Consider the following 23109-nt stretch of genomic DNA (forward strand, 5'->3'; position numbering starts at 1 on the left):
GTATCAATACAACAATTGTATGCAGGACGTGTCGATGCCCTCCTATGATCCTCCCAAGCCCATCATCTCGGGCATCCGTTGCCGCTGCCCTCGCTGCGGCGAAGGCAAGCTGTTCAGCGGCTTCCTGACCGTGGCGAAGGAATGCGACGCCTGCGGCTTGGACTACTCGTTCGCCGATCCGGCCGACGGCCCGGCCTTCTTCGTGATGACCGCCGTCGGCATGGTCGTGATCGCCGTCTTCACCTGGGTCGAGGTCGCCTATCACCCGCCGTTGTGGGTGCACATGGTCACGGTGTTTCCGGCCCTGATCATCGGCTGCCTGGGCGCCTTGCGGCCGGTGAAGTCGTGGATGGTGGCCTCGCAGTTCTTCCACAAGGCCGAGGAAGCCAAGTTCTCCAGCCTGGGCGGCCACGGCGAAGGCGGCTTTGGCCTGCGCGGCAAGGCCCGCGACTAGGCTCGACCACCTCTTGGCCGCGTCGGATGTCCGAGATAGGCGCGGCCGAGGTGGACCAGTTCATCCTCGAACTCCTGCGAGAGCAGGAAGTCGGCGCCTTCCAGCACCGCCGCGCGCATCGCGCCCTGCACCGCCCGTGACAGCACGAAGGCGGTGACGCGCGACAGCGGCCGGCCCTCGGCGTCGAGGAAGGCCGACTGCACCGGCTCGAAGCCGGCCATCAACTCCCGCGGATCGTGAGTGGCGTAGAGGGCGGTGACGGCTAGGCGCCGGGCCTCGGTCCGGTCGCTGAAGGCGTGCAGGAAGGCGCGGATGATCGCGCGGTCGCGCGCCAGCCCCTGCGTCTCGCCGGCCAGGATCGCGACGACCCTCGCTTCGAACGCCGCCTTTTCCTGAAGCGCCAGGGCGTTGATGATCGAGCGCTTGTCGGGAAAATAGCGATAGAGGGTGCCGATGCTGACCCCGGCTCGTTCGGCCAGGGCGTTGGTGTTGAAGCCGGGCTCGCCGACGCTCTCCAGAAGCTGAGCCGCGGCCTCGAGGATCACGTCCAGCGTCGCCCGAGACCGAGGCTGGGTCGGCGTTTTTCGTGTTTTTTCAGCGCTCTTCATTCGAAACCTCCCGCGTGATCTCGCTCCGAGAACCTGAGTAACAGAAGCTGAGCTTTGCTCATATTCTCAGGTCTTCACGATTTTGGAGACAGCGATGACCTGGGCGACCGAACGACTTGATGTCCTGAAAGCAGGAACGGGGAGCGTGCCGCCGATCGTCGAGACGCTGAAGATGGGGTTGATCGATGACTGGGGCGAGGGCTGGGTCCGCAAGAGCTGGACCCCCGCGCCGGAGCTCAAGACCGCCGACGGATCGCTGTTCGGGGGCTATCTCGCGGCGCTGGCCGACCAGGTGCTGAGCTTCGCGACCATGACCGTCGTGCCCGGCGAGATGCTGTTCCGCACGCTCAATCTGCAGATGAATTTCCTGCGGGTCGGACGTACCCAGCCGCTAAAGATCGAGGCCCGTGTCGTGGCTCAGACCCGGCAGATGATCACCGTGCGGGCCGAGTTCCGACGCGAGGACGGAGAACTGATCGCCGAGGCGAGCGCGCAACAGCTGCTGATGACCTTCGAACGCTGGCCGGCCGAGCGCGCGGCGATGGAGGCGACGGCGAAGGCCGATGCGGCCGTGGTGAGTTAGGGAGCCTTGTCCATTTTGACGGGGAGGGGGCGGGGCGCTGAGCTTGAGGCTCGCCCCCTCCACCACCCTTCGGGCGGTCCCCCTCCCCCGCTACGCAGGGGAGGAAAGCCGTCGGGTCGGAGCGAATTATTTCGCGGGTTTGGGAACGCTCCGCCGGCCTGTGGATTAATCAGATGCGGCGGCCAAGACGCCCCCCCCGACTAAGTCGCCGCCACCCGACCCCGGCCCTCCAAAAGGAGTGTCGGGGTCTTTCGTTTGGGCGGTGGGCGCGGCGCCTGCGACAACAATGACAATGGGCTAGGCCGATGGACTGCGCCATATAGCAGCCACGTTTTGACGCGGCGCTTCCAGAGCGACGAGGTCAGCCTGTGGGGACAGGCAAGGGCGCTTCCGACATGTCGGAGGCGCCCTTTTCATGCCTGGGGGTCCGGCGCGCTTAGAGTGGCGGTGGACTGATCGCCTGGGCGATCCTGCCCGCGAGGTTCGCCAATTCCGTCTCGTCCATCGCCAGGACCCCCGCGCGTTCGGCGTCGAGGGCGGCGAATTGCTGGCGCTCGAGCGGCACGCCCGGCGGCAGGGGCGCGACATGCCAATGGACGTGGCGGTTAGCGTCCTGGCTGCCCAGCGAGAGGATGTAGACCCGCTCGACATCCAGCACCGCCCGCAGGGCCTCGGACACCGCGAAGACCACGGCCTGAAGGCGCAGATAGTCCGCCGGGCTGAAGTCGCCGGTGACTTGCTCGAGATGGGCCTTGGGGCAGACGAGCACATAGCCCAGCAGAGGCGGGTGCTTGTTCAGGAAGGCGATGGCGAAGTCGTCTTCAAAGACCACGTGATGGGCGAAGGCGTCGTCGCCGGAGACCAGACCGCAGATGAAGCAAGGCCTTTCTCGGACCTGAGCCAGATACCGTTCGACGTCGAATTTCTGTCGTTGGGGCACGCTGGCCTCTCCGCGCAGTCCAGATCCCTTCGTTCATAGCAGGGCCGGACACTCAGGACGAAAACCCTTAGGCACGTTCTAGGGGAGACACCTGATTTCGCGTCGGGTGATCGGCGCGCAGGGTAGGGCCGAGCGAAATCGCAGGGGTCGGCGCCATGACAGCCAGAATCGACGAGTTCATGCCGGCCACGGCGGATTTTCCATCGGGCAAGCAACGGATGTTCGTCCGGTATTTCACTGGGATCCTGATCGACCTGGTGGTTCTCAACCTGTTCGATGAGTTCTCCGACCGGGTGACGATCGACTCGTTCTCGATATCGTTGTTGGCGGCGGTGCTGTTTCAGTTCCTGCTGAAGCTGACGATCGAGGTGGAGCACCGGGTCGGCAAGTTCTTCAAGGCGCGGAGCGGCCGCACGATGGTCTTCCTGCGCTTCTTCTTCGCCTGGCTGGTGCTGTTCGGCTCAAAGTTCGTGATCCTGGAGGCGCTCTCCATGGTGTTCGGAGATCGCGTCATGTTCACTGGCATGTTCCATGGAATGCCGGCGCTGATCCTCGTGGTGGTGACGATGCTGGTCGCCGAAGAGGCGGTCGCGCGCCTCTATCGTCAGTTCAAGTGAGCAGCGGCGGCCGCTAGAAAATCACCCGCTCCTGGCCCCACCAGAGGGGCGAGCGGGAGAGGTCGATGAAGCGTTGTTCGTCCTCCAGCAGCAGCCGGCCGGCGGCCTTGGCCGCCTCGTCGTTCGCCCCGGCCATGTCCTCGAAACTGTCCCACCAGAGCTGGGCCACGCCGTCATAGCCTTCCGGCCCGCCGCGCACGGCCCGCGGGCTATCGGAGATCTCAGGCGGCAGGCTGTGGAGTTGGACATAGCGGCGGATGCGCAGCGCCTCGCGCACGCTGGCGACCAGCGGGGCGTGGGTGTTGAACCAGTAGTCCTGAAAGCTCTCGCGGGTGAATTCGGGCCGCCGCACCAGGGCGAAGGTCAGCTTGATCATGACGGCGGTTCCCTTGAGCGATGCGCTTGCGAAACTGTCGGCTGGGCGCGGCGTGAACTCAAGTGATCGCCTGCGCGCGGACCACGTAGCGGAGCGGCCCGGAGACCTTGGCGTCCAGCGGCCAGCAGGTGGCCAGGACCAGCTTGGTCCCCTGGGCGTGAGGGTCGACGCCGGAGGCGTCCCAGCGCACCACTTGGCCGCCGGTGACTTCGAAGCGGACGACCTGGCCGTCGGCGCGGGTCACCCGGATCTCGTCGCCGGGGCGGACCTTGGCCAGGAAGGCGAAGTGGGTGTCGCGGTGGGCGGCGTAGACCGCCGCGCCGCGCTCGCCGGCCTTGGGCGTGCCGCTGAGATGGCCGGGGCCGAAGGCTAGGGCCTGGCCGCTGGCGCCTTCCAGCACGATGGCGCTGGCTTTGAGGCGGGGGACCTCGATCTTGGCGACCGGCCAGGTGTCGGCCCAGGCCCAGGGCTTAACCGGCGCGCCCGTCTCGACCGACTGGGCGAAGGCGCGTTCCAGAAGGACTTGGGCGAGGGTGGCCTTGGCATGGATCCAGAGACCTTGGCCCATCATCACCAGGCCGATCAGCAGGATTGTCGCGCCGAGGACGGCGATCGGGAGCCGCCTGGCGGCGGCTCCTTTCGTGGGCTGAGCGTTCACGCGGCCGCTCCACGCCGGCGGCGGAGGACCAAGGCCATCAGGGCCGAGCCGAGGATGGCCAGGGCCAGACCGCTCCACAGGCGCAGCTCGGCGTCGGTGGCGGTCTGCGGCAGAGCCAGGCCGTTCTCGGCCAATTCCGCGCCGCCAGCCTTGGCGTGCCGAACGGTGTCGCCGAACAGGGCGTCGAAGTCCCAGCCGGCCGGCAAGTTCAGCGGCAGGTCGGCGCGGACCAGGGGCGTACCCTCGGGGCGGCTAGGCGTGCGATCGACGGCGACCAGGCTGGTCTGGCTGCTGACCAGCTTGTGGGCCAGGGCGACCTCCAGGATGCGGGCGTCGGCGTGCTCGTCGCTGAGCTGGCGCAGGGTCCGGGCGACCTCGGCGTCGGTGATCTCGCGGCGGGCCCAGAGCTTGGAGATGCCTTGGCCGGGGACGGCCTTGGCGAGGGGCAGGTCGACGCTCCACGGCTTGCCGTCGATGAGACCGGCGATGGTCATGGCGCCTTTCAGTTCGCTGACCTTGGCGGCGACCACCACCGGTTCGCCGCGATAGAGGTCGGGCAGGACGGCGGGGGTGATGTCGGAGGTCACGCCGTTCAGGGTGGCGGTCAGTTCGATGGCGACGGGTTGCTCCAGCTTGGTGAACAGCTCGCGCATCCGGGTCTCGACCTGGGCGGTGGAGCCGATGTGGGTGAAGGTCCCACGGCCGATCTCCGAGGCCCGGGTCATCAGGAAGCTGTTGGGCGCCGAGCCGATGCCGACCATGAACACCCGCGAGCGGCCCTTGCCTTGGCCGACGGCCTCCAGCAGCTCCTGATCATTGCCGATCTCGCCATCGGTCAGGAAGACGACCTGGCGGATATAGCGTTCGTCGGCGGCGCGCGGATCGGCCAGGGCGGCCTTCATCGCCGGCAGCATCTCGGTGCCGCCGCTGGCTTCCAGGCCTTTGACGAAGTCCTGGGCGGTTTTCACATTGCCGCCGTCGGCCGAGACGGTGTCGGCGAACAGGGTTTCCATGGTGTCGTCGAAGCGCACGACGTTGAAGCGGTCGGCGGGCTTCAGGCGGCCGAGAGCGTAGACGAGGCTGGCCTTGGCCTGGCGCATGGACTCGCCGCCCATGGAGCCGGAATTGTCGATCACGAAGACGATCTCGCGGGCCGGTTGGCGGCTGCTGGCGGCCTTCGAGGGCGGGGTCAGGAAGGCGAGCACATAGTCTTCGCCGTTGATGGTCTCGCGGAACAGGCTGGCCTGGGGGGCGGCGAACAGCGAGGGCTTCCAGGTCAGTTCGAAGTCGCGGTCGGCGGGAACATCGCCCGACTTCAGCGTGACGGTCCGGCCGCCGGCGCCGTCGCTGGCGTTGTTGATCGCGTGGAAGCTGCTGGAAACGTCGCCCAGCGAGAAGCCAGGTTGCAGGTGGACGGTGATCGAGACCGGGTTGGTCTTGCCGTGGACGCGCGGGTCCAGGGTGACGGGGGCTTCCAGCGCGGCGCGGCCGGGGACGGGATCGGAGCCGTCGGCGCGGACGCCGGGATTGTAGCGGGGGGCGACAACCAGCGGCACGCGCAGGGAATAGACACCCGAGGATTGGCGCACCGGCGCCTGGTATTCGATCTGGACCAGGACGGTCTCGCCAGGGCCGACATTGGCGACGGCGGTGGTGAACATGTTCGGGCGCTGCTGCTCGATCAGGCCGGCCTTCTGACCGCCGGCCTTGGCGGTCTCGTAGATCTCGCGGGCCTCCGCCTTCTGCTTGATCTCGCCGACGATGACGCGGTCGCCGACCACCAGCTTCAGGCTGTCGACGGCGCCGTCTTCCGGCATCGGATAGAGGTAGACCGCCTCGACCCACTGCTTGGTCGGGTTGCGGAAAGCCTGGGTGATCTTGCCTCGGACCGTCGGGCCGCTGACGGTCAGGTCGACGTCGGTCCCGAGCCGGATGGCCTCCAGCGGGGCGCCGTCCTTGCCCTGGACCAGCAGGGATCCGGACTGCACGCCGTCCTCGGCGCCGTCATCGTTCTGGGCGCTGACCTGGCCGGCCAGGGCCGCCAGCATCAACAGGGCGGCCAGCAGCGGCAAGGCAAGGCGCAGGCCTCGCTGGATCCAGATATCGCCGGGGCCGCCGGCGCCCAGGGCCTTCGTCAACATCGCCGGTAGCGCGTTCATGTCACCTCTCCACGGCCCGGAAACGGGCTCGTCTCCTTGTCCGCGCAAGGGCGTGCGCACGGTGAGCGTCATGATCTGGCGATCACCGCCAGGCTCCGCACCGGCCCGCTTGCGGCGCACGGGCGGGTGCGGCTATGTGAGGGTCTGTGCGGATTTGTGAGGGGTGGGGCGTGAGCGGCGAGGTGGACCTACCCAGCGACCAGAGCCAGGCCGTGGCCGGGATGATCCGCGAGGAACTGGCCCGTCGGCGGATGTCGCGCCAGAAGCTGGCCGACGACGCCAAGATCAGCATCTCGACCTTGGAAAAGGCGCTGTCGGGGAAGCGCTCCTTCACCTTGGCCACGACGATCCGCCTGGAGCAGGCGCTGGACATCTCGCTGCGCGGGGCCAAGGCGGCGGTGGTCGGCGCCAGTCCTGGCCTGGCGCCGGACCATCTGGGCGCCTATTCGCGGGCCGCGACGCAGTGGCTGGAGGGCGAGTACCTGACCCTGCGCCCGTCGTTCGAGGGCGGCGAGGCGGTCTACGCCTATTGCACCGCCATCGGTTGGGACGAGGGCGCCTCGCATCTGGTGTTCCGCGAATCCTCGCGGATGGACGGGGCCTTCACCCAGAGCGGGGCGGTGTCGCTGCCGAACCAGTCGGGCCACATCTATCTGGTGACCAACGACCACGGCCAGCATCGGATGGCGGTGTTGGGGCGCCCGACCATCACCGGCGAGCTTTACGGCATGCTCTGCACCCTGCAAGTCGGGCAGGGCGCGCATCTGACGCCGGCGGCGACGGCGATCGCTCTGATCAACCTGGGCCGGGTGACCGCGCCGGCCTTTGGCCGCATCGGCCCCGACCACCCGCAGTACGGCGAGTACAACGGCCACCTGCGGAAGATCATGAGCCAGGGCTTCGTGCGGTTCTTCCCGAGCTAGGGCGTGGCTTTACCCAGCAGGTAATCGCGCGGCCTCGCGGCGGGGGCGATGGTGGCTCATCAACACGGAGCAGCCGACATGACCCACGCAGCCGACATCGCCGAAACCTACATCGCCGCCTGGAACGAGACCGACGCCAAGGCCCGCCGGGCGATGATCGCTGACACCTGGACCGCCGATGCGACCTACGTCGACCCGATGGCCGCGGTCGAAGGCCATGACGGTCTCGACGCCCTGATCGCCGGCGTGCAGGAGCGCTTTCCGGGGTTCCGCTTCGAACTGATCGGGCAGGCCGACGGGCACGGCGAGAATGTCCGCTTCTCCTGGGGGTTGGGGCCGGTCGGGGCCGACGCGCCGATCAAGGGCACTGACTTCGTCCAGGTCGAGGACGGGCGGCTGAAGGTCGTCACCGGGTTCCTGGATCAGGTTCCGGGCTAGGCGTGAGGGCCGGGCGCCGAGCTCCCCCTCGGCGTCCGGCAACTTCGCGGCGAGCGGCCCGTTCCCTTGGCAGGGATGATCCCAAGGGAGGCCGCCATGTCCGCGGACAATGTCTACAAGATCCTCGAGCTCACCGGCTCGTCGACGACCAGCATCGAGGACGCGATCCAGACCGCGATCACCAAGGCCAGCGCAACGCTGCGCGGCATTGGATGGTTCGAGGTGCTGAGCACGCGAGGCCATGTGGAGGGCGGCAAGATCGCCCACTTCCAAGTGACCTTGAAAGTCGGTTTCACCCTGGAATAGAGGCGCGCCGAGCCTATGGGGCGACGACTTCGCGGCCGGCGCGCCAGATCCGATAGCGAACCTCGACATCGGCGGGCGCGAAGATCACCAGCGGCAGGCGGCTGTTGTAGCGCAATAGCGGCTCGTCCGAGCTGCGGACGAACTGGCGTGTCCGGGCGTTGGTCGGGCAGGCCATCATCGTGCTGGCCGGCGGTCCGACATTGGTGACCACGAAGTAGGTGTAGCCCCAGCCCTCGACGGTGCGCTCTTCGAGCGTGGCGCTGAACATCTGGCGATTGCAGTCGACCATCAGGGTGCGGCCGACGATCACCCCGACCCGCAGGGCGTTCTCGTCGCGCTGGGGCGGCAGGAAGATGACGCTGCGCACCTGGCCGGCGGGCGCCGGGGGGAAGGCGACCAACTCGTCGCGGGCGGTGCGCGGGGCGGCGGATTGCGCGCTCAAGGGGCTGGCCAGCACGGCCGCGGCCAAGCAGAGCGAGAGCGAAACGCGGCGCGGCGTCGAGATTGAAAGGGTCATGTTCACCGCTCGGCTATGGGAGCCGCGAGCTTGGAGGCGATGGCCTGTATTGGCAATAAACAATCGCCAAGGTTGAGGGCGCCCGCCTCGCCGGCGAATTTCGTCTTTCCCTAGGGCCGGCTCGCCCATCGGGGCTTTTCCCGATACCCTGGCTTTCGGCGGCCGAGCCACGCCTTGCTGGCCGAGTGGAGCATCAGCGTCAGTCATGGGTGGATTGCGGTCGAGATCGCCACAAGGACGCCGACGGTGGACGTCGCCGCTGGCCGCCTGCCTGCTGATAGGGCTGCAGGCCTGCTCCAGCGGTCCCACGGGTTACATGACGCCGACCAGTGCCCCGGAGGGCGGCAGCCGGGTCGATATGCTGGTGGTGACGACCCGCAAGCCTTCCACCGATCCGAACGTGCTGTTCACGGGGGAGCGAGGCTTTGACTATTTGATCGACGAGGTGGCGGTGTCCTTGCCGCCCGCCAGCGCTCGGACGCCGGGACAGGTGCAATGGCCGCGAACCTCCACGCCTGATCCCACCAAGGAATTCGCCGTGCTCTCGGTCCAGCGCCGGAACTTGGACCAGATCGATGAGTGGTTCGAGAAGCAGGCGGGCGTCGATGGGCGCCTGATGATCTTTATCCACGGCTTCAACACCCGCTTTGGCGTGGCGGTGTTCCGATACGCCCAGATCATCAAGGACAGCGGCGCGCCCGTGGCGCCGGTGCTGTTCACCTGGCCCTCGCGCGGCGGGATCTATTCCTACAACTATGATCGCGAGAGCACGAACTTCTCCAGGGACGCCTTGGAGGCCGGGTTGCTGCGGGCCGCGCACAACGACAAGGTCAAGGAAATCACCGTCCTGGCTCACTCGATGGGGGCGTGGTTGGCGATGGAGGCGTTGCGGCAGTCGGCGATCCGCGAGGGCCGCGTGCCGGCCAAGGTCACCAATGTGATCCTGGCCTCGCCGGACCTGGATATCGACGTCTTTGTCCGGCAGTTTCAGATGCTGGGACCCGAGCGGCCCAAGTTTACGATCTTCGTCTCCAACGACGACCGCGCGCTGCGACTGTCGCGGCTGATCGCCGGCAATGTCGGGCGGCTGGGCTCGATCAATCCGAGCCGGGAACCCTATCTCTCGATGCTGGAGAATTCCGGCGTGACGGTGATCGACATGTCCAAGCTGCGGACCGGCGACCGGCTGAACCATTCGAAGTTCGCCGAGAGCCCCGATGTCGTGAAGCTGATCGGTCAGCGGCTGATCGAGGGTCAGCCCCTGACCGATTCCCGCGTGGGGATCGGCGATCATGTCAGCGCGCTGGCGATCGGGGCGACCAAGTTCGTCGGCTCCGCCGCCGGCGTGATCATCAGCACGCCGATAGCGCTCGTGGACCCCGCGACCCGCGAGAGCCTGGGCCATCAGCTTGACGGGATGAGCGACGCAGCCGCTGGCACGGTCAGCGCCGCGACGCCGCAGTAGGCTCCAATAGAGGCTTGCCGCGCGCGGCGATCGGCGCGAGCCTTTGGCGCGAATTTTCAGGGTCAGACGCATGATCTTCGAGCAGATTGTCACCGGCGGTTGCCAATCCTACCTCGTGGGCTGCGAGGCGACGCGGGCGGCGGCGCTGATCGATCCGGAGTTCAGCCAGATCGACCGCTATTTGGGACTGGTCAGCCAGCTTGGACTGCATGTCCGCTATGTGATCGACACCCACACCCACGCCGACCATTTCTCCGCCAGCCGCGAACTGGCCAAGGCGCTGGGGGCGCCGGTGGTGATGCACCGCTTGAGCCCCGCGCCGTTCGCCGACATCCGGCTCGACGACGGCGACATGCTGATCGTGGGAGACCTGCGGCTGCAGGCCCTGCACACGCCGGGCCATACGCGGGACTCGATGTGCCTGGTGATGGCCGACCGGGTGTTCACCGGCGACACCTTGCTGATCGGGGGCGCCGGGCGGACCGACCTGCCGAGCGGCGATCCGCATGCGCTGCACGAGAGCCTGTTCGACAAGCTGCTCAAGCTGCCGCCGGAGCTGATGGTGTTCCCAGCCCATGACTACAAAGGCCGCTCGCACTCGACGCTGGCCGCCGAGATCGCCGACAATCCGCGCCTGCGGAAAACCGAGCGGGCGGCGTTCGTGGAGATGATGCAAAGCCTGGATCTGTCGGCGCCGACCCACCTGACCGAGGCGCTGCGGACCAATATGAGCGGCGGCAAGACCGTCGCGCAGTTGCTGGCCGAGGCCTCGGCCAAGGCGCCCTTCATGTCGATGGCCGAACTACAAGCGCGAACCGGGGGCAATAGCCGCGACCTGGTGGTGTTGGACGTGCGCGAGAAGGACGCCTTCGAGGCCGGCCATGTTCCCGGGGCGGTGAACCTGCCGCGCGGGCAACTGGAACTGCGGGTGAACACCGAACTGCCCGACCCGACGGTGCGGATCGTCACCTGCTGCGAGTTCGGCAAGATCTCGACCCTGGCGGCGGCCACCTTGCGCGATCTCGGCTATGGCCGGGCCGTGGCGCTGGACGGCGGCATGAAGGCCTGGCGCGAGGCCGGCTACGACCTCGAGATCTGAGGCCTTGGGTTGAGGAAGCCCGGCGCCTTGGCCATGCTCAGGCGTCCGTGCCCAGCCACTGGTGCAAAACGGCCAGCACCTGATCGCCCGGTTGGAAGCCGCGATTGACGACGCCGTATGCGCCTTCCTCATTGGGACCGCCGACCAGGGTCGGGAAGCCAGTGACGCCGGCGCGCTGGGCGGTGGCGTAGTCGTTCCAGGTTTCGTGCTTCAGATCGTCGGTGTCGAAGTCGGCGAGGAACGCCTCGCGCTCGACGCCGAACTCGGCGGCCAGGGTGGCGAGGACCTGCGGATCGGTGACGTTCTGGTTCTGCGCATAGAAGGCGTGGTGCAGGCGGCGCAGGAAGCTCACCGCCTTTTCGCCGTCGTGGCGCCGAACCCGGACCACGGCGCGGGCGGCCGGATCGGTGTCGTAGAGGAAGCCCTCGCGGTCGAGCACGGCGCCGTCGAAGGGCAGGCCGGTGGCTTCGTGGACGTGGCCCCAATGGGTCTTCAGCTCGGCCTTGGCTGCGTCGGTGGTGGGGGTGTCGGTTCCAGGGCGCAGGCCGCCCATCACCACCTGGATCGGCAGGGCGCGGCCGAAGGTCTCGCGGATCTGTTGGATGACGGGGGAAAAGCCGTAGCACCACGAGCACATGGGATCGGCGAAATAGATCAGTCGGGGGGTTTCCATCGGGGCGATCCTGGCTGCTTGGCGCGAGGCTGTTTGCGGCACTATGTAAGTGCAGCCGACAAATTCGGCGAGCCTCCGGAGTTCACGATCCTTGAAAGCCTGAACCGCGACTGCGCGAGCGCTTTGAGCGGGCGGCGATAGGCCGCCCTGGGGATCCATTCCAATTCCGGATACTTCCGATGACCGACGACCTGCGCCTGCGGGCGGCTATGACCTCTGAAATCGAACGGGTGCGCCAAATCGAGCGCGCTTCGGCCAGCCGGTTCCTCGGCACGGCGCGCGCGGCGCTGGCCGATGACGAGCCGACCGACGCGAAGACCCTGGCGCGGCGGATCGCGGCCGGCGGCCTGCTGGTCGCTGAGGCGGGCGGAGAGGCGCTGGCCTTCGTGATGTTCCGGGAGGTCGAGGGCTGCGGCTACATCGAACAGATCGACGTCCTGCCCTCGCACGCGCGGCGCGGGATCGGGGCGTGGTTGATCGAGGCGGTGGCGGAGGTTGCGCGCGCGCGGGGTTGGCCGGCGCTGACGCTCTCGACCTTCACGGACGTGCCGTTCAACGCGCCCTATTATCGGCGGCTGGGGTTCGCCGACGTCGAGGCGTTGACGGCCGGCATGGCGCAAATCCGGGCCGAGCATGAGGCGCGCGGTCTGGATGAGAGCGCTCGGGTGTTCATGCGGCGGGAGGTCTAGGGAGCGTTCCTCTCCCCCCCCCGCTCGTCATGGCCGGCCTCTTGAGCCGGCCATCCATAGACTCCGAGGTTGGAGACTTGCCTGTAGCGATTGTGTTTATGGATCCCCGGGACAAGAGCCCGGGGATGACGATCTGAGAGGGGAACCGCGCCCGCCTCAGGCCGGCAGCTTGGCGAGTTCGGCGCGGCTGTCGGCGAGGGCCTGGTCGCGGGCGTCGGGGCCGTAGCCGATCTTCTCGGCGCGGATGAAGGTGAGGTCGTCGGCGAGGCCGATGAAGCCGAGGAGCTGGCGCAGATAGGGCTCCTGGAAGTCGATCGCTTGGCCAGGACCTTCGCTGTAGAGGCCGCCGCGGGACTCGACCACGATCACCTTCTTGCCCTCCAGCAGACCCTTGGGGCCGGCTTCGGAATAGCTGAAGGTCTCGCCGGCCCGCAGCACGTGGTCGAACCAGCTGCGCAGGGTGGTGGGGATGCTGAAATTGTACATCGGGGCGCCGATGACGATGGTGTCGGCGGTGCGCAGTTCGGCGATCAACTCATCCGACAGGGCGCGGGCGGCTTGCTCGGCCGGCGTGGTGGCCTGGGCGCGCACCCCGGCGACGGTTTGCGGCGTCAGGTGCGGGATCGGGTTGGCGGCGAGGTCGCGGAAGACCAGCTTGGCGGACGGGTCGCGCTGGGTCAGTTCGGTGACGGCGTCGGCGACCAAAAGACGCGAAACCGAGGCCTCGCCGCTGACGCTGCTGTTGAGAACGAGAATGTTGGACATGGCACCCCTCCAGGGGTCGCTGTTGAATGACAGCTGGAAGGTGAGGGTTCCAATCCTGCAACAGTAGCCCCATATCCGGCACCAGATTGTTGCAGTATGGGGAACGCCGCCGTGGAGCTGGATGACATCAGGGCTTTTGTCGAGGTGGCCGAGGCCGGCGGGTTCGGGCGGGCCGGGACGCGGCTGGGGCTGTCGAAGTCGATGGTCAGTCGCCGGGTCGCGCGGCTGGAAGCCGAGCTGGGCGCGCAACTGCTGAGCCGCACGACGCGTGGGGTGGCGGTCACCGAGGCCGGGGTGGAGTTCAAGGAGCACGCCGAGCGGGTGCTGGCTGAACTGGACGCCGCGCGTGACGCCTTGGCCCAGCGGGGCGATGAGATCGTTGGGAGCCTGCGGGTGGCCGCGCCGCTGTCGTTCGGCATGAGCCACCTGGCGCCGGTGTTGGCCGAACTGGCCGTGCGTCACCCGAAGCTGCAGATCGACGCCTCCTATAGCGACCGCTATGTCGACCTGATCGGCGAGCGTTATGACGTGGCGGTGCGGCTAGGGACGCTCGAGGACTCCAGCCTGGTCGCCCGCAAGATTGCTCCGATCAAGGTCGCGGTGGTGGCTAGCCCCGCCTACCTGGCGGCCCATGGCTCGCCGCGGCGCCCGGAGGACCTGAGCGGCTGCGAGGCCCTGATGCAGGGCTCCGAGGTCTGGCGGTTTCAGGACGGGCGCAAGACCATCACCCTGCGCCCCGAAGGCCGGTTCAAGGCCGACAACGGCCAGGCGCTGCTGGCGGCTGCGACGGCCGGGCTGGGGGTGGCGATGCTGCCGACCTTCCTGGCGGGGCCGGCGATCGAGCGGGGCGAACTGGTGCCGCTGCTGCTGGACTTCCCGATGCCGGAGGGCGGGCTGTACGTGGTCCGGCCGCCGCCGGCCGGGCATATGCCGGGCAAGGTTCGGGCGCTGACGGAGCTCCTGATCGAGCGGTTCGGCGGCGCGCCCTACTGGGACGTCTGCTATGCGCACCTGGACGCCTACGAACAAAAAAAGGGCGGCCCCCAAGGGAGCCGCCCAGCTTCTGTCGTTCTGGAGGCGGAAGGCCTCTAGAACTTCTTGGTGATGCCCAGCTTGTAGTAACGGCCGAGCGGATTGGCCGTGAAGGGGTCGTAGCTGAGGTCCAGACGGGCGAAGCCCGGGTCCTGGTCGAACACGTTGATCACCGCGGCGGTCAGCGTCGTTTCCCAAGGCAGGAACACGCGGTAGCTGATGTCGTTGGTGACGAAGGCGTCGATCTTGCGGCCGGCTTGGTTGGTCGCGAAGGTCGAGGTGCCGCCACGGGTGTCGATCATGTTGTCGACGTAGCGCACGGTCCAACGGACGTTGTGCTCACCGCGGTTGTATTCGGCGAAGGCGCTGCCCTTCCACTGCGGCTGCGAGCCGTAGCCGAGGTAGTCCATCTTGCCGACATAGTCGGTTTCGCCGGCGGTCACGACGCCTTCGATGGTGGTTTCGGCGACCACGTATTCGAGCACGTAGGTGAGGTCGACGCCGAAGTTCATGTCGCCGCCGAAGACGTCACGCTGCTTGTAGTTGGCCGAGAAGTCGAGACCGCTGGTCTTGATGTCCGGGCCGTTCACGAAGTAGTGGCGGATGCGGTTGATGTTGCCAGCCGAGCAGGAGCCGTCGCCAGCGAAGCTGATCCGCGATTGCAGAGCCGCATAGGCCGCGAGGCCGCAGTTGTTGGCGCCGGTCGGACCGTTCGGGAAGATCTTGTTGAGGATCTGCGAGCCGCTTTCGCTCTTGATCGGACCTTCGAAGTCGAACGCCCAGTAGTCGAGCGAGGCGCGGAAGTCGCCTTGTTCGAACAGAACGCCGAGGTTGAGGGTCTTGGCCTTTTCAGGATCCAGGTCCGGATTGCCCCAGAGGTCGAAGGCGCGATAGCCGCCGGCCGCCGTCGTATAGGACAGGTTGGTGGTGACGGTGTTGGCGACCTGGGTGGTCGGCGGAGCGCGGAAGGTCGAACCGGCCGAGGCGCGGAACGCCAGCCAGTCGGTGGCCTGCCACTTCAGAGCGATCTTCGGGTTGGTGGTCGACCCGATGTTGCCGCCGTAATCCTCGTAGCGGATCGCGAAGGTGCCGGTCAGGGTGTCGGTGAACGGCATCTGGAATTCGGCGAAGGCCGCGCCGACCGATTGGTCGAGGTCATAGTCGGCCAGGGCGCCGAAGAAGCTGAACGGACCGTTCTGAGCGCCGCAGGTGGCGCCCGGGAGCACCGAGGAGTCGGGGCAGGGGCTGACCGCGATGTTGGTCTGGTCGTTGTTCTGACGCTCGACGCCGTTCCAACGGTATTGCGCGCCGGCGGCCCAGGCCAGTTGGCCCGCGCCGAAGTCGATCGGCAGTTGCCCGTTGAACACCAGGTCGGCGGTGAACATGCGCGAGCGCAGCTTGTAGCCGTAGTCGCCGTAGATGTAGTCGAGGACTTCACGGCTGTTGGCGGTGGCGGCGTTGTAGTTCGGGTTCACGCGGCCATCGATGACGTTCTGTTGGACGCCCGAGGAGAACGGGTTGAACCACAGGCAGCCGTTCTGACCGGGAGTGTTACCAGCGCAGTTGTCGCCGCCCAGGCCGCGTAGGGCCATCTGCAGCTTGCCGACCAGGATGTCCGGGGTGGCGATCTCGGCGTTGGAGTCCATGTAGGTGACAGCGGCGTCCCAGCCGATGCCGCCAGCGAAGTCGAACTCGCCCTTCAGGCCGGCCGACACGCGATAGGTGTCGAAGTAGCGCCGGTCATGCTTGGCGCCGCCGCCGAACAGGTCGTTGCCGCCAACGCCGATCGGGCGCCAGGCGATGGTGGTCAGCAGGCCGTTGGCGGTCGCGTTGGCCGCTTGGGTTCCGCCGATCTGACCCGAGGAGATCAGGGCTTGGAGGCCGGGGTTGGAGCCCGGGATGTAGAAGCCGCTTTGGTTCTTGGTCGTCAGCGCCGAGGTGGGGATGTTGTTCGGCGGGTAGGACGGCGAGGAGTGCTCGTTGGCGACTTCGTGGGCCGCGTAAAGGACTTCGGCGTGGAACTTCGTCTTCTCGGTCAGGTCGACATTGATCTCACCGTAGAGTTGGTAGTGATCCTCGTCCTCGATCAGGTTGTTGAACCCGATGAACTGCATTTGGCAGCCGGCGGCGTTGAGCGGGCCGGAGATCGCCGAGCAGCCCGGATCGACGAAGGTGCTCGTCGTCGTGAAGTCGGTGGTCGCGCTCGAGCGATAGATGCCGGGGTTGCCGAAGCCGGACCAGCCGCCTTGCGGATTGTCGGCGAACGAACGGATGGCGAAGTCGCGCTCGGTGACCGGCAGTTGCGTGCGCTTGCGATAGCCGGCGCTCAGCAGGATGTCGGCGTTGTCGCCTTGCCAGCCGTAGGCGGCGCTGACGCCGTAGTCGCCGTCCGAACCGGGGATGGCCGAATAGTTGCCCGAGACTTCCAGGCCCGACAGGTTGCGACGGGTGATGAAGTTGACCACGCCGGCGACGGCGTCCGAGCCGTAGGTGGCGGCCGCGCCATCCTTCAGGACTTCGATGCGGCCGATGGCGGCCGTCGGGATCATGTTGGTGTCGACATAGATCGCGCCGGGCGAGATCGTCATCCGACGGCCGTTCATCAGCACGAGGGTCCGCTCGGCGCCCAGGCCGCGCAGGTTCACGTTGCCGGAGCCGGTCGATTGAGCGGCGGCGTATTGGTTGGCTTCACCCAGGACGCCCGAGACAGCCGGGATCGCCTTGAGCAGGTCCACAGTGCTCGGCGAGCCCTGCTTCTGCATTTCATCAGAGCCGATCACGTTGATCGGCATGGCGGCGTCTTCAGGCGAGCCGGCGATGAAAGAGCCGGTGACCACGATTTCGGAGACTTCCGAGGCGTCGTCTTGAGCGTTGGCCGGGGCGGCGAAGCCCAGAGCCGCCAGGAGCGCGAGGGATGAGGCTCCGGCGAGGTATCTACAATGCAGCATTCGTTTCCCCTAATATTACTGCGTTATCTATCGGAATTGCGACAGAATGCGGCCGGCACATTGAGGTCAAAGGCTAGCAACGCAAGCCTATTTTCCAGGCACAACTGAAAAACGCGGATATTTGACCTGCGTTCGCGGTGAAATCGGGGAAACTATTTTCTTACAAGGCGTGGAAAATGGTGAAAACAAACCCGACGGGCGAAAATGTGCTCATTTTATCTATAGAATTCAGTCGGTGTTTTTAGCGATACCGGTAATATTAGGGGTTTGTTCAACCGTGTCGCGTTTGTGCCACGGCGCGCAAAAATGTGCCGATCTGCCTCATGCAGTGGCAGTTTTGGGCCCGAAACGCGGCGAGCCGCCGCGATGTTTGCCCGCGTAAAGAGATTCTCGCCCCGGTTTGGGCGATCGCAGGTCTTTCAGGGGCGGCGCCGGACCCTGCCGCGAGGCATAAAAAAGGGCGGCTTCCGAGGAAGCCGCCCAGTTGTCGTTCTCTGAGGGGGAAGACCTCTAGAACTTCTTGGTGAGACCCAGCTTGTAGTAGCGACCCAGCGGATTAGCCGTGAAGGGGTCGTAGCTGAGGTCCAGTCGAGCGAACGGCGGATCCTTGTCGAACACGTTGATCACCGCGGCGGTGAGCGTCGTCTCCCAAGGCAGGAAGACGCGGTAGCTCAGGTCATGGGTGATGGAGGCGTCGATCTTGCGGCCGTTTTGGTTGGTCGCGAAGGTCGTGGTGTTACCGCGCGTGTCGATCATGTTGTCGACGTAGCGGACGGTCCAACGCAGGTTGTGGTTCTCGCGGCTGTATTCAGCGAAGGCGGTGGCCTTCCACTGCGGCTGCGAACCATAGCCGAGGTAGTCCATGGTGCCGGTGTAGTCCCGCTCCGGCGCGACCACGACGCCTTCGAGGGTGGTCTCATCAACCACGTATTCGAGCACGTAGGTCATATCGAGACCGAAGCTCAGATCGCCGCTGTAGACATCGCGCATCTTGTAGTTCGCGGCGAAGTCGATGCCGCTGGTCTTGATGTCCGAGCTGTTGATGTAGTTGGTGCTGACCCGGTTGATGTTCGCCGGAGCGCAGCCGCCGATGAAGCTGACGCGTGACACCAGGCCGGCATAGGCGGGGTTGGCGCAGTTGTTCGGAAGCGTCGTCGACGAGCCGTTCGGGAAGATCGCGTTGACGATGCTCGCGCCGCGTTCGTAGTCGATCGGACCCTTGAAGTCGAAGCGCCAGTAGTCGAGCGTCGCGCGGAAGTCACCCATTTCGAACAGGGCGCCGACATTGAAGGTGTTGGCTTTTTCCGGCTTCAGATCGGCGTTACCCGAGCGGTCATAGGCGCGATAGCCGCCGGCTGCCGTGGTGTAGGCCAGGCTGGTGACCGTCGTGTTGGCGACCTGGGTGGTCGGCGGAGCGCGGAAGGTCGAGCCGGCCGAGGCGCGGAACGCCAGCCAGTCAACAGCCTGCCACTTCAGAGCGACCTTGGGGTTGGTGGTCGAACCGATGTTGCCGCCGTAGTCCTCGTAGCGGACCGCGAAGGTGCCGGTCAGGGCGTCGGTGAACGGCATCTGGAATTCGGCGAAGGCCGCGCCGACCGACTGGTCGAGGTCGTAGTCGGCCAGGCCGCCGAAGAAGCTGAACGGACCGTTCTGCTCGGCGCAGGTGGCGCCCGGGGTCACCGAGGAGTCGGCGCACGGGCTGATCGCGATGTTGGTGTTGTTGCTATTGCGGCTCGAGACGCCGCTCCAGCGATACTGACCGCCCACGGCCCAGCCAAGTTGGCCGGCGCCGAAGTCGATCGGCAACTGCCCGTTGAACACCAGGTCGGCGGTGAACATCTGCGAGCGGATCTTATAGGCGTACTCGTCGAAGATGTAGTCGAGGACTTCCAGGCTGTTGGCGGTCGCGGCGTTGTAGTTCGGGTTCGTCCGGCCATCGACCGCATTGGCCGCGGTGCCCGACGAGAAGGGATTGAACCACAGGCAGCGGCTCTGGCCGGGGACGCCGCCGGTGCAGTTGTCACCGCCCAGGCCGCGCATCGCCATTTGCATCTTACCCACCAGGATGTCGGGGGTGGAGATGTCGCTGTTGTTGTCCATGTAGGTCAGCGCGGCGTCCCAGCCGATGCCGCCCATCACGTCGAACTTGCCCTTGAGGCCGGCCGACACGCGGTAGGCGTCGAACTCGCGCTTGTCTTCCTTGCCCTTGCCGCCGAACAGCGGGTTGCCGCCGACGCCGAGCGGACGCCAGGCGAGGGAGGTGAACAGGCCGTTGGCCGACGCAGTCGCCGCCTGGGCCGGGGTCAGGCCGCCCGAGGCGATCAGGGCCTGGAGGCCAGGGTTCGTGTTGGGGATGAAGAAGCCGTAGCCCTGGCCCTTGGTGGTCAGGTCCGAGCTGGGGAAGTTGTTCGGCGGATAGGACGGAGAGGAGTTCTCGGCCGAGACCGCGTGGCCGGAGTAGAGCACTTCGGCGTGGAACTTGGTGTTCTCGGTCAGATCGAAGTTGATCTCACCATAGAGCTGCCAGTGATCTTCTTCTTCGGTCAGGTTGTTGAAGCCGATGAACTGGAATTGGCAGCCGGAGGCCGAAACCGGGCCGGAGATCGCCCCGCAGGCGGGGTCGAGGACGGGCGACCGGAAGGACGTGCCGCCGTCAGCGCTGGACAGGTAGAGGCCCGGATTGCCGAAGGTGGACCAACCGCCCTGGGGGTTGTCCGCGAACGGACGCAGCGCGAAGTCGCGCTCCGTCACGGGCAGCTCCGAACGCTTGCGGTAGCCGGCGGTCAGCAGCACGTCGCCGCGTTCGCCCTGCCAGCCATAGGCGGCGCTGACATTATAGTCGCCGTTCGAGCCGTCGATCAGCGAGTAGCCGGCCGAGACTTCCAGGCCGCTGAGGTTCTTGCGGGTGATGAAGTTGACCACGCCGGCGACGGCGTCCGAGCCGTAGGTGGCGGCCGCGCCATCCTTCAGCACTTCGATCCGGCCAATAGCGGCCGAGGGGATCAGGTTGGTGTCCACATAGATCGCACCGGGGGAGATCGTCATCCGGCGGCCGTTGAACAGCACCAGCGTGCGTTCGGCGCCCAGGCCGCGCAGGTTGACGTTGCCCGCGCCCGTGGTCTGGCCGGCGGCGAACTGGTTGGACTCGCCGATGGCGCCGGAGACGGCGGGGATCGACTTGATCAGATCGACGGTGGAGGGCGAGCCCTGCTTCTGGACTTCGTCGGCGCCGATCACGTTGACCGGCAGGGCGGCGTCTTCGGGCGTGCCGGCGATGAACGAGCCGGTGACGATGACTTCAGCGACTTCTGAATCTTGCGCGTTGGCCGGGGCCGCGAAACCTAGAACCGCCAGGAGCGCGAGGGGGGAGGCTCCAGCGAGGTATCTACAATGCAGCATACGTTCTCCTAATGTATAACCATGTTATCAATTGGAATCGTCATGGAATATGCGGCGGAAAATGCAGGGTGACGTCGCGTACACAAGCGCATTTTTTCTAACGGCCTCAAAAAGCGACGGTGTTTGAAGTCGATTTTGCTGTGATGGTGAATTGACTTTGGATTGGCGGCGTTTTGTTTCTGGAAAACGTACCGCAGACTCAAAAAACAGACGAATTTGTCTTTATTTTTCAGGGTTTGTTTTCGTCGCGACTGTCAAATTGACGCAACGCGCAAAAGTGTCGCTTTCGGGTCACGGGGCGCGGAAATGACTTTCAACGACTGGGTACGGCGGCCCTTGTCGTCTCAGAACGGGATTCTGAACGAATCCTATCGTTTACCCTGTAAGTTTTCCGGGGCGGAAATTCAGGCTTGGGTAGGTTTCTGGAGCAGGTCCAGAATCGCCTGCAGATAGGCGTCGGCGTTGGCGCGGGCGGCGGGCACGCCGCTGACCCCGCTGCGGGCCAATTGATCGAAGCCGCCGCCCACCGAGAACAGGACGCGGAAGGCTTCTTTCTCGATCAGCGGGATCGAAAGGATCTCGATGTCGTTGGTCCGCAGCTGCTCGACCACTTCCTTCAGGGAGCGCGGACGCAGGGCGGCTGGAACGCGGGTCAGCAGCGCGCGGTGCGCCAGGGGCTGGCCGGCGCGGCGGCCGAACTGCAGCACCATCTCGGCGGCCTTGATCGCCTGGATCGCCTCAAGCTGGGAGGCGGCCAGCGGGGTGACCACCAGGTCCAGCCGCAGGGTGGTGAAGGCCATGGCCCCGCGGATCGAGCCCTCGGTGTCGAGGATCAGCCAGTCGGGCTGTTTGCGCTGCGCCTCGCGCAGGGCGTCGCGCATGTCTTCCATCATCGGCGCCGGGTGGACGCTGATCTTCTCCGGTCGGCCGGGCAGGGAAGCCCAATGGACCAGGGGCTTGTTGGGATCGGAGTCGATCATGGCCACCCGCAGGCCCATCTCGCTCAAGCCCAGGGCAAGCAGCAGCGCCGCGGTGGTCTTGCCCGCGCCGCCCTTCGGATTAACAAACGCGACGGTTGGCAATCAGGTCTCTTTTCAAGCCGCGGCGGCGGGCCGGTAACCTTACCCGCCCGCGACCGGACTATCGAGGTGGTCTGTCGGCTCTATGGCCGAAAGGCGTCCGATCAGGGATTGACGGGGGTTTCGCTCGTCACGGCGGTGACCGCCATCGGATCGGCAGGGGCCATTTCCGCGCCGGGATCGAACGCCGCGCCGAGCAGCTTGGCGTTCTTCTCCAGTCGCTGAGCCGTGGGCGCGCAGCGGGCCGGGGGGGTCCAGCTCATCCATTCCTGGGCGACGCGGGCGGGCGGCAGGTTCGCCGCCGCCGACCAGCTTCCACGTCCGCGCTGCACGGCGGCCGCGCCAATGGTGTTGAGCGGCTTGATGCTGGCGCGTTCGGCCGCTTCCATGGCGTTGGCGAACAGCTTCAGATCTTTCTGGGCCTGCTTGTTCATGTCGGCATAGACCTTCATGTCGGCCGCCAGCGAAGAGCCCGGCGCGCGATAGGTGGTCTCGATCCGCTTCACTTCGGGCATCACCCGGTCGTGCAGCTCGACATAGCCGGTCAGGGCGCCGTGGCACCAGGAGACCAGGCCGTAGTCGTCGCGCGGCGCGCCGGCCGGATACGGCAATTCGGCGGCCTCAGGCGCGGGCGTGGGCGCCGCGCCGTCCGTGGCGGCGGCTGGATCTTGCGCGAGAAGAGCGAGAGCAAAGAGAAGCGCGGACATAGAACCTCGGAATTATGATCGGGTGGCCGGGCCGAATCCCCCGCCTCCGGGAGTTTCGATCTCGATGATATCGCCAGCCGCGACATTAAGCGAAAAGCAGCCGGGGAGTTCCTTTACCGCGCCATTGGCCGCAATCAAACGCTGAGCGCCAGGCAAGGCCGGCCCGCCGCCCGCCAGACCTTGCGGGGCGTGCTCGCGGCGGGTGGAGAGCAGGGCCGCCTCCATGGGGGCCAGGAACCGCACCCGGCGATAGGCGCCTTCGCCGCCCGGCTGGGCGCCGGCGCCGCCCGATCCTCGCCGGATGGCGAAGGCCTCGACCCGCACCGGGAAGCGGCGCTCGAGGATCTCAGGGTCGGTCAGCCGGGAATTGGTCATGTGGGTGTGGACGGCGCTGGTTCCGGCCTGGAGCGCGGTGGCGCCGGCCCCGCCGCAGATGGTCTCGTAGTACTGGCGGGTCTCGTCGCCGAAGGTGCAGTTATTCATCGAGCCCTGGGCGGTGGCCATGACCCCCAGCGCGGCATAGAGCGCGTCGACCTCGTGCTGGCTGGTCTCGACATTGCCGGCGACCACGGCGGCTGGATAGAGCGGCGCCAGCTTCGAGCCCTCGCGGGTCAGGATCTGTAGCGGCTCCAGGCAGCCGGCGTTGAGCGGATTGTCGTCGTCGACCAGGGTGC

23 protein-coding genes are annotated in these 23109 nt (G+C 66.4%); 10 read left to right on the forward strand and 13 right to left on the reverse strand.

Annotation, left to right across the window (positions count from 1 at the left end; genetic code table 11):
- Positions 1–34: 34 nt before the first annotated feature.
- On the forward strand, positions 35–454 hold the full coding sequence (locus Q7T84_RS07520) for a DUF983 domain-containing protein (RefSeq protein ID WP_304807320.1): 420 nt from the start codon (positions 35–37) through the stop codon (positions 452–454).
- Here the strand turns inward: Q7T84_RS07520 and Q7T84_RS07525 are convergent.
- Positions 451–1062 (reverse strand): TetR/AcrR family transcriptional regulator, encoded by a 612-nt coding sequence (locus Q7T84_RS07525; protein WP_304807322.1) that lies wholly within the window; start codon positions 1060–1062, stop codon positions 451–453. The genes Q7T84_RS07520 and Q7T84_RS07525 overlap by 4 nt on opposite strands.
- A 94-nt stretch (positions 1063–1156) precedes the next feature.
- Here Q7T84_RS07525 and Q7T84_RS07530 point away from each other — a divergent pair, with 94 nt between their 5' ends.
- Entirely contained in the window at positions 1157–1645 is a 489-nt protein-coding gene (locus Q7T84_RS07530; protein WP_304807323.1) for a PaaI family thioesterase, read from the forward strand.
- Positions 1646–2081: 436 nt separating this feature from the next.
- On the opposite strand, the gene Q7T84_RS07535 is transcribed toward Q7T84_RS07530, so the two are convergent.
- A complete protein-coding gene (locus Q7T84_RS07535; protein WP_304807324.1) occupies positions 2082–2585 on the reverse strand; it encodes an HIT family protein in 504 nt (167 codons plus the stop codon).
- Positions 2586–2740: 155 nt separating this feature from the next.
- Between Q7T84_RS07535 and Q7T84_RS07540 the strand changes: the two genes are divergently transcribed.
- On the forward strand, positions 2741–3202 hold the full coding sequence (locus Q7T84_RS07540) for a hypothetical protein (RefSeq protein ID WP_304807326.1): 462 nt from the start codon (positions 2741–2743) through the stop codon (positions 3200–3202).
- Positions 3203–3215: 13 nt separating this feature from the next.
- Here the strand turns inward: Q7T84_RS07540 and Q7T84_RS07545 are convergent, their stop codons facing one another.
- Genes Q7T84_RS07545 through Q7T84_RS07555 form a run of 3 tightly spaced genes read right to left on the reverse strand, consistent with a single transcriptional unit; the run spans position 3216 to position 6395 of the window.
- Positions 3216–3578 (reverse strand): EthD domain-containing protein, encoded by a 363-nt coding sequence (locus tag Q7T84_RS07545; protein WP_304807328.1) that lies wholly within the window; start codon positions 3576–3578, stop codon positions 3216–3218.
- A gap of 58 nt (positions 3579–3636) precedes the next feature.
- Entirely contained in the window at positions 3637–4236 is a 600-nt protein-coding gene (locus Q7T84_RS07550) for a class GN sortase (RefSeq protein WP_304807330.1), read from the reverse strand.
- Positions 4233–6395, reverse strand: a complete 2163-nt coding sequence (locus Q7T84_RS07555) for a marine proteobacterial sortase target protein (RefSeq protein ID WP_304807332.1) — start codon at positions 6393–6395, stop codon at positions 4233–4235. Before Q7T84_RS07555 ends, Q7T84_RS07550 begins: the two co-directional genes overlap by 4 nt.
- A gap of 170 nt (positions 6396–6565) precedes the next feature.
- Between Q7T84_RS07555 and Q7T84_RS07560 the strand changes: the two genes are divergently transcribed.
- The 3 genes from Q7T84_RS07560 to Q7T84_RS07570 all read left to right on the forward strand — a co-directional run bounded on the left by Q7T84_RS07560 (position 6566) and on the right by Q7T84_RS07570 (position 8062).
- Positions 6566–7318 (forward strand): helix-turn-helix transcriptional regulator, encoded by a 753-nt coding sequence (locus Q7T84_RS07560; protein WP_304807334.1) that lies wholly within the window; start codon positions 6566–6568, stop codon positions 7316–7318.
- A gap of 78 nt (positions 7319–7396) precedes the next feature.
- Entirely contained in the window at positions 7397–7756 is a 360-nt protein-coding gene (locus tag Q7T84_RS07565; RefSeq protein ID WP_304807336.1) for a nuclear transport factor 2 family protein, read from the forward strand.
- A gap of 96 nt (positions 7757–7852) precedes the next feature.
- Positions 7853–8062 carry a dodecin gene (locus Q7T84_RS07570; RefSeq protein WP_304807338.1) on the forward strand — a complete coding sequence of 70 codons (210 nt, stop codon included), beginning with the start codon at positions 7853–7855 and terminating at the stop codon, positions 8060–8062.
- A gap of 13 nt (positions 8063–8075) precedes the next feature.
- Here the strand turns inward: Q7T84_RS07570 and eco are convergent, their stop codons facing one another.
- Positions 8076–8579, reverse strand: coding sequence for a serine protease inhibitor ecotin (gene eco, locus Q7T84_RS07575; protein ID WP_304807340.1), 504 nt, complete (start codon positions 8577–8579; stop codon positions 8076–8078).
- A 316-nt stretch (positions 8580–8895) separates the two neighbouring features.
- Here eco and Q7T84_RS07580 point away from each other — a divergent pair, with 316 nt between their 5' ends.
- Both Q7T84_RS07580 and Q7T84_RS07585 read left to right on the forward strand, forming a co-directional pair.
- The gene (locus Q7T84_RS07580) at positions 8896–10044 is read left to right on the forward strand and encodes an alpha/beta hydrolase (RefSeq protein ID WP_304807342.1); all 1149 of its coding nucleotides are present in this window, start codon (positions 8896–8898) and stop codon (positions 10042–10044) included.
- 70 nt (positions 10045–10114) lie between these two features.
- A complete protein-coding gene (locus tag Q7T84_RS07585) occupies positions 10115–11143 on the forward strand; it encodes an MBL fold metallo-hydrolase (protein ID WP_304807344.1) in 1029 nt (342 codons plus the stop codon).
- A gap of 37 nt (positions 11144–11180) precedes the next feature.
- On the opposite strand, the gene Q7T84_RS07590 is transcribed toward Q7T84_RS07585, so the two are convergent.
- On the reverse strand, positions 11181–11816 hold the full coding sequence (locus Q7T84_RS07590; RefSeq protein WP_304807346.1) for a DsbA family protein: 636 nt from the start codon (positions 11814–11816) through the stop codon (positions 11181–11183).
- Between the two features lie 179 nt (positions 11817–11995).
- Between Q7T84_RS07590 and Q7T84_RS07595 the strand changes: the two genes are divergently transcribed.
- On the forward strand, positions 11996–12505 hold the full coding sequence (locus tag Q7T84_RS07595; protein ID WP_304807348.1) for a GNAT family N-acetyltransferase: 510 nt from the start codon (positions 11996–11998) through the stop codon (positions 12503–12505).
- A 156-nt stretch (positions 12506–12661) separates the two neighbouring features.
- Here the strand turns inward: Q7T84_RS07595 and Q7T84_RS07600 are convergent, their stop codons facing one another.
- Complete coding sequence (locus Q7T84_RS07600; RefSeq protein WP_304807350.1) at positions 12662–13270, reverse strand: FMN-dependent NADH-azoreductase; 609 nt, start codon at positions 13268–13270, stop codon at positions 12662–12664.
- Positions 13271–13381: 111 nt separating this feature from the next.
- On the opposite strand from Q7T84_RS07600, the gene Q7T84_RS07605 reads away from it, so the two are divergent.
- A complete protein-coding gene (locus Q7T84_RS07605) occupies positions 13382–14362 on the forward strand; it encodes a LysR family transcriptional regulator (protein ID WP_304807352.1) in 981 nt (326 codons plus the stop codon).
- Here Q7T84_RS07605 and Q7T84_RS07610 read toward each other — a convergent pair.
- From Q7T84_RS07610 to Q7T84_RS07630, 5 genes are all read right to left on the reverse strand, one after another.
- On the reverse strand, positions 14359–17250 hold the full coding sequence (locus Q7T84_RS07610) for a TonB-dependent receptor (RefSeq protein ID WP_304807354.1): 2892 nt from the start codon (positions 17248–17250) through the stop codon (positions 14359–14361). The two genes, Q7T84_RS07605 and Q7T84_RS07610, sit on opposite strands and share 4 nt — an antisense overlap.
- 510 nt (positions 17251–17760) lie before the next feature.
- Complete coding sequence (locus Q7T84_RS07615) at positions 17761–20649, reverse strand: TonB-dependent receptor (protein WP_304807356.1); 2889 nt, start codon at positions 20647–20649, stop codon at positions 17761–17763.
- A gap of 404 nt (positions 20650–21053) precedes the next feature.
- On the reverse strand, positions 21054–21731 hold the full coding sequence (locus Q7T84_RS07620; RefSeq protein WP_304807358.1) for a ParA family protein: 678 nt from the start codon (positions 21729–21731) through the stop codon (positions 21054–21056).
- A gap of 101 nt (positions 21732–21832) precedes the next feature.
- The gene (locus Q7T84_RS07625) at positions 21833–22435 is read right to left on the reverse strand and encodes a hypothetical protein (protein ID WP_304807360.1); all 603 of its coding nucleotides are present in this window, start codon (positions 22433–22435) and stop codon (positions 21833–21835) included.
- A 12-nt stretch (positions 22436–22447) separates the two neighbouring features.
- A partial coding sequence (locus Q7T84_RS07630) for a hydantoinase B/oxoprolinase family protein (RefSeq protein WP_304807362.1) occupies positions 22448–23109 on the reverse strand: 662 nt, incomplete at its 5' end.

Origin of the sequence: Phenylobacterium sp., assembly GCF_030654915.1 — a bacterium.
In the GTDB taxonomy this organism is placed as follows: domain Bacteria; phylum Pseudomonadota; class Alphaproteobacteria; order Caulobacterales; family Caulobacteraceae; genus Phenylobacterium.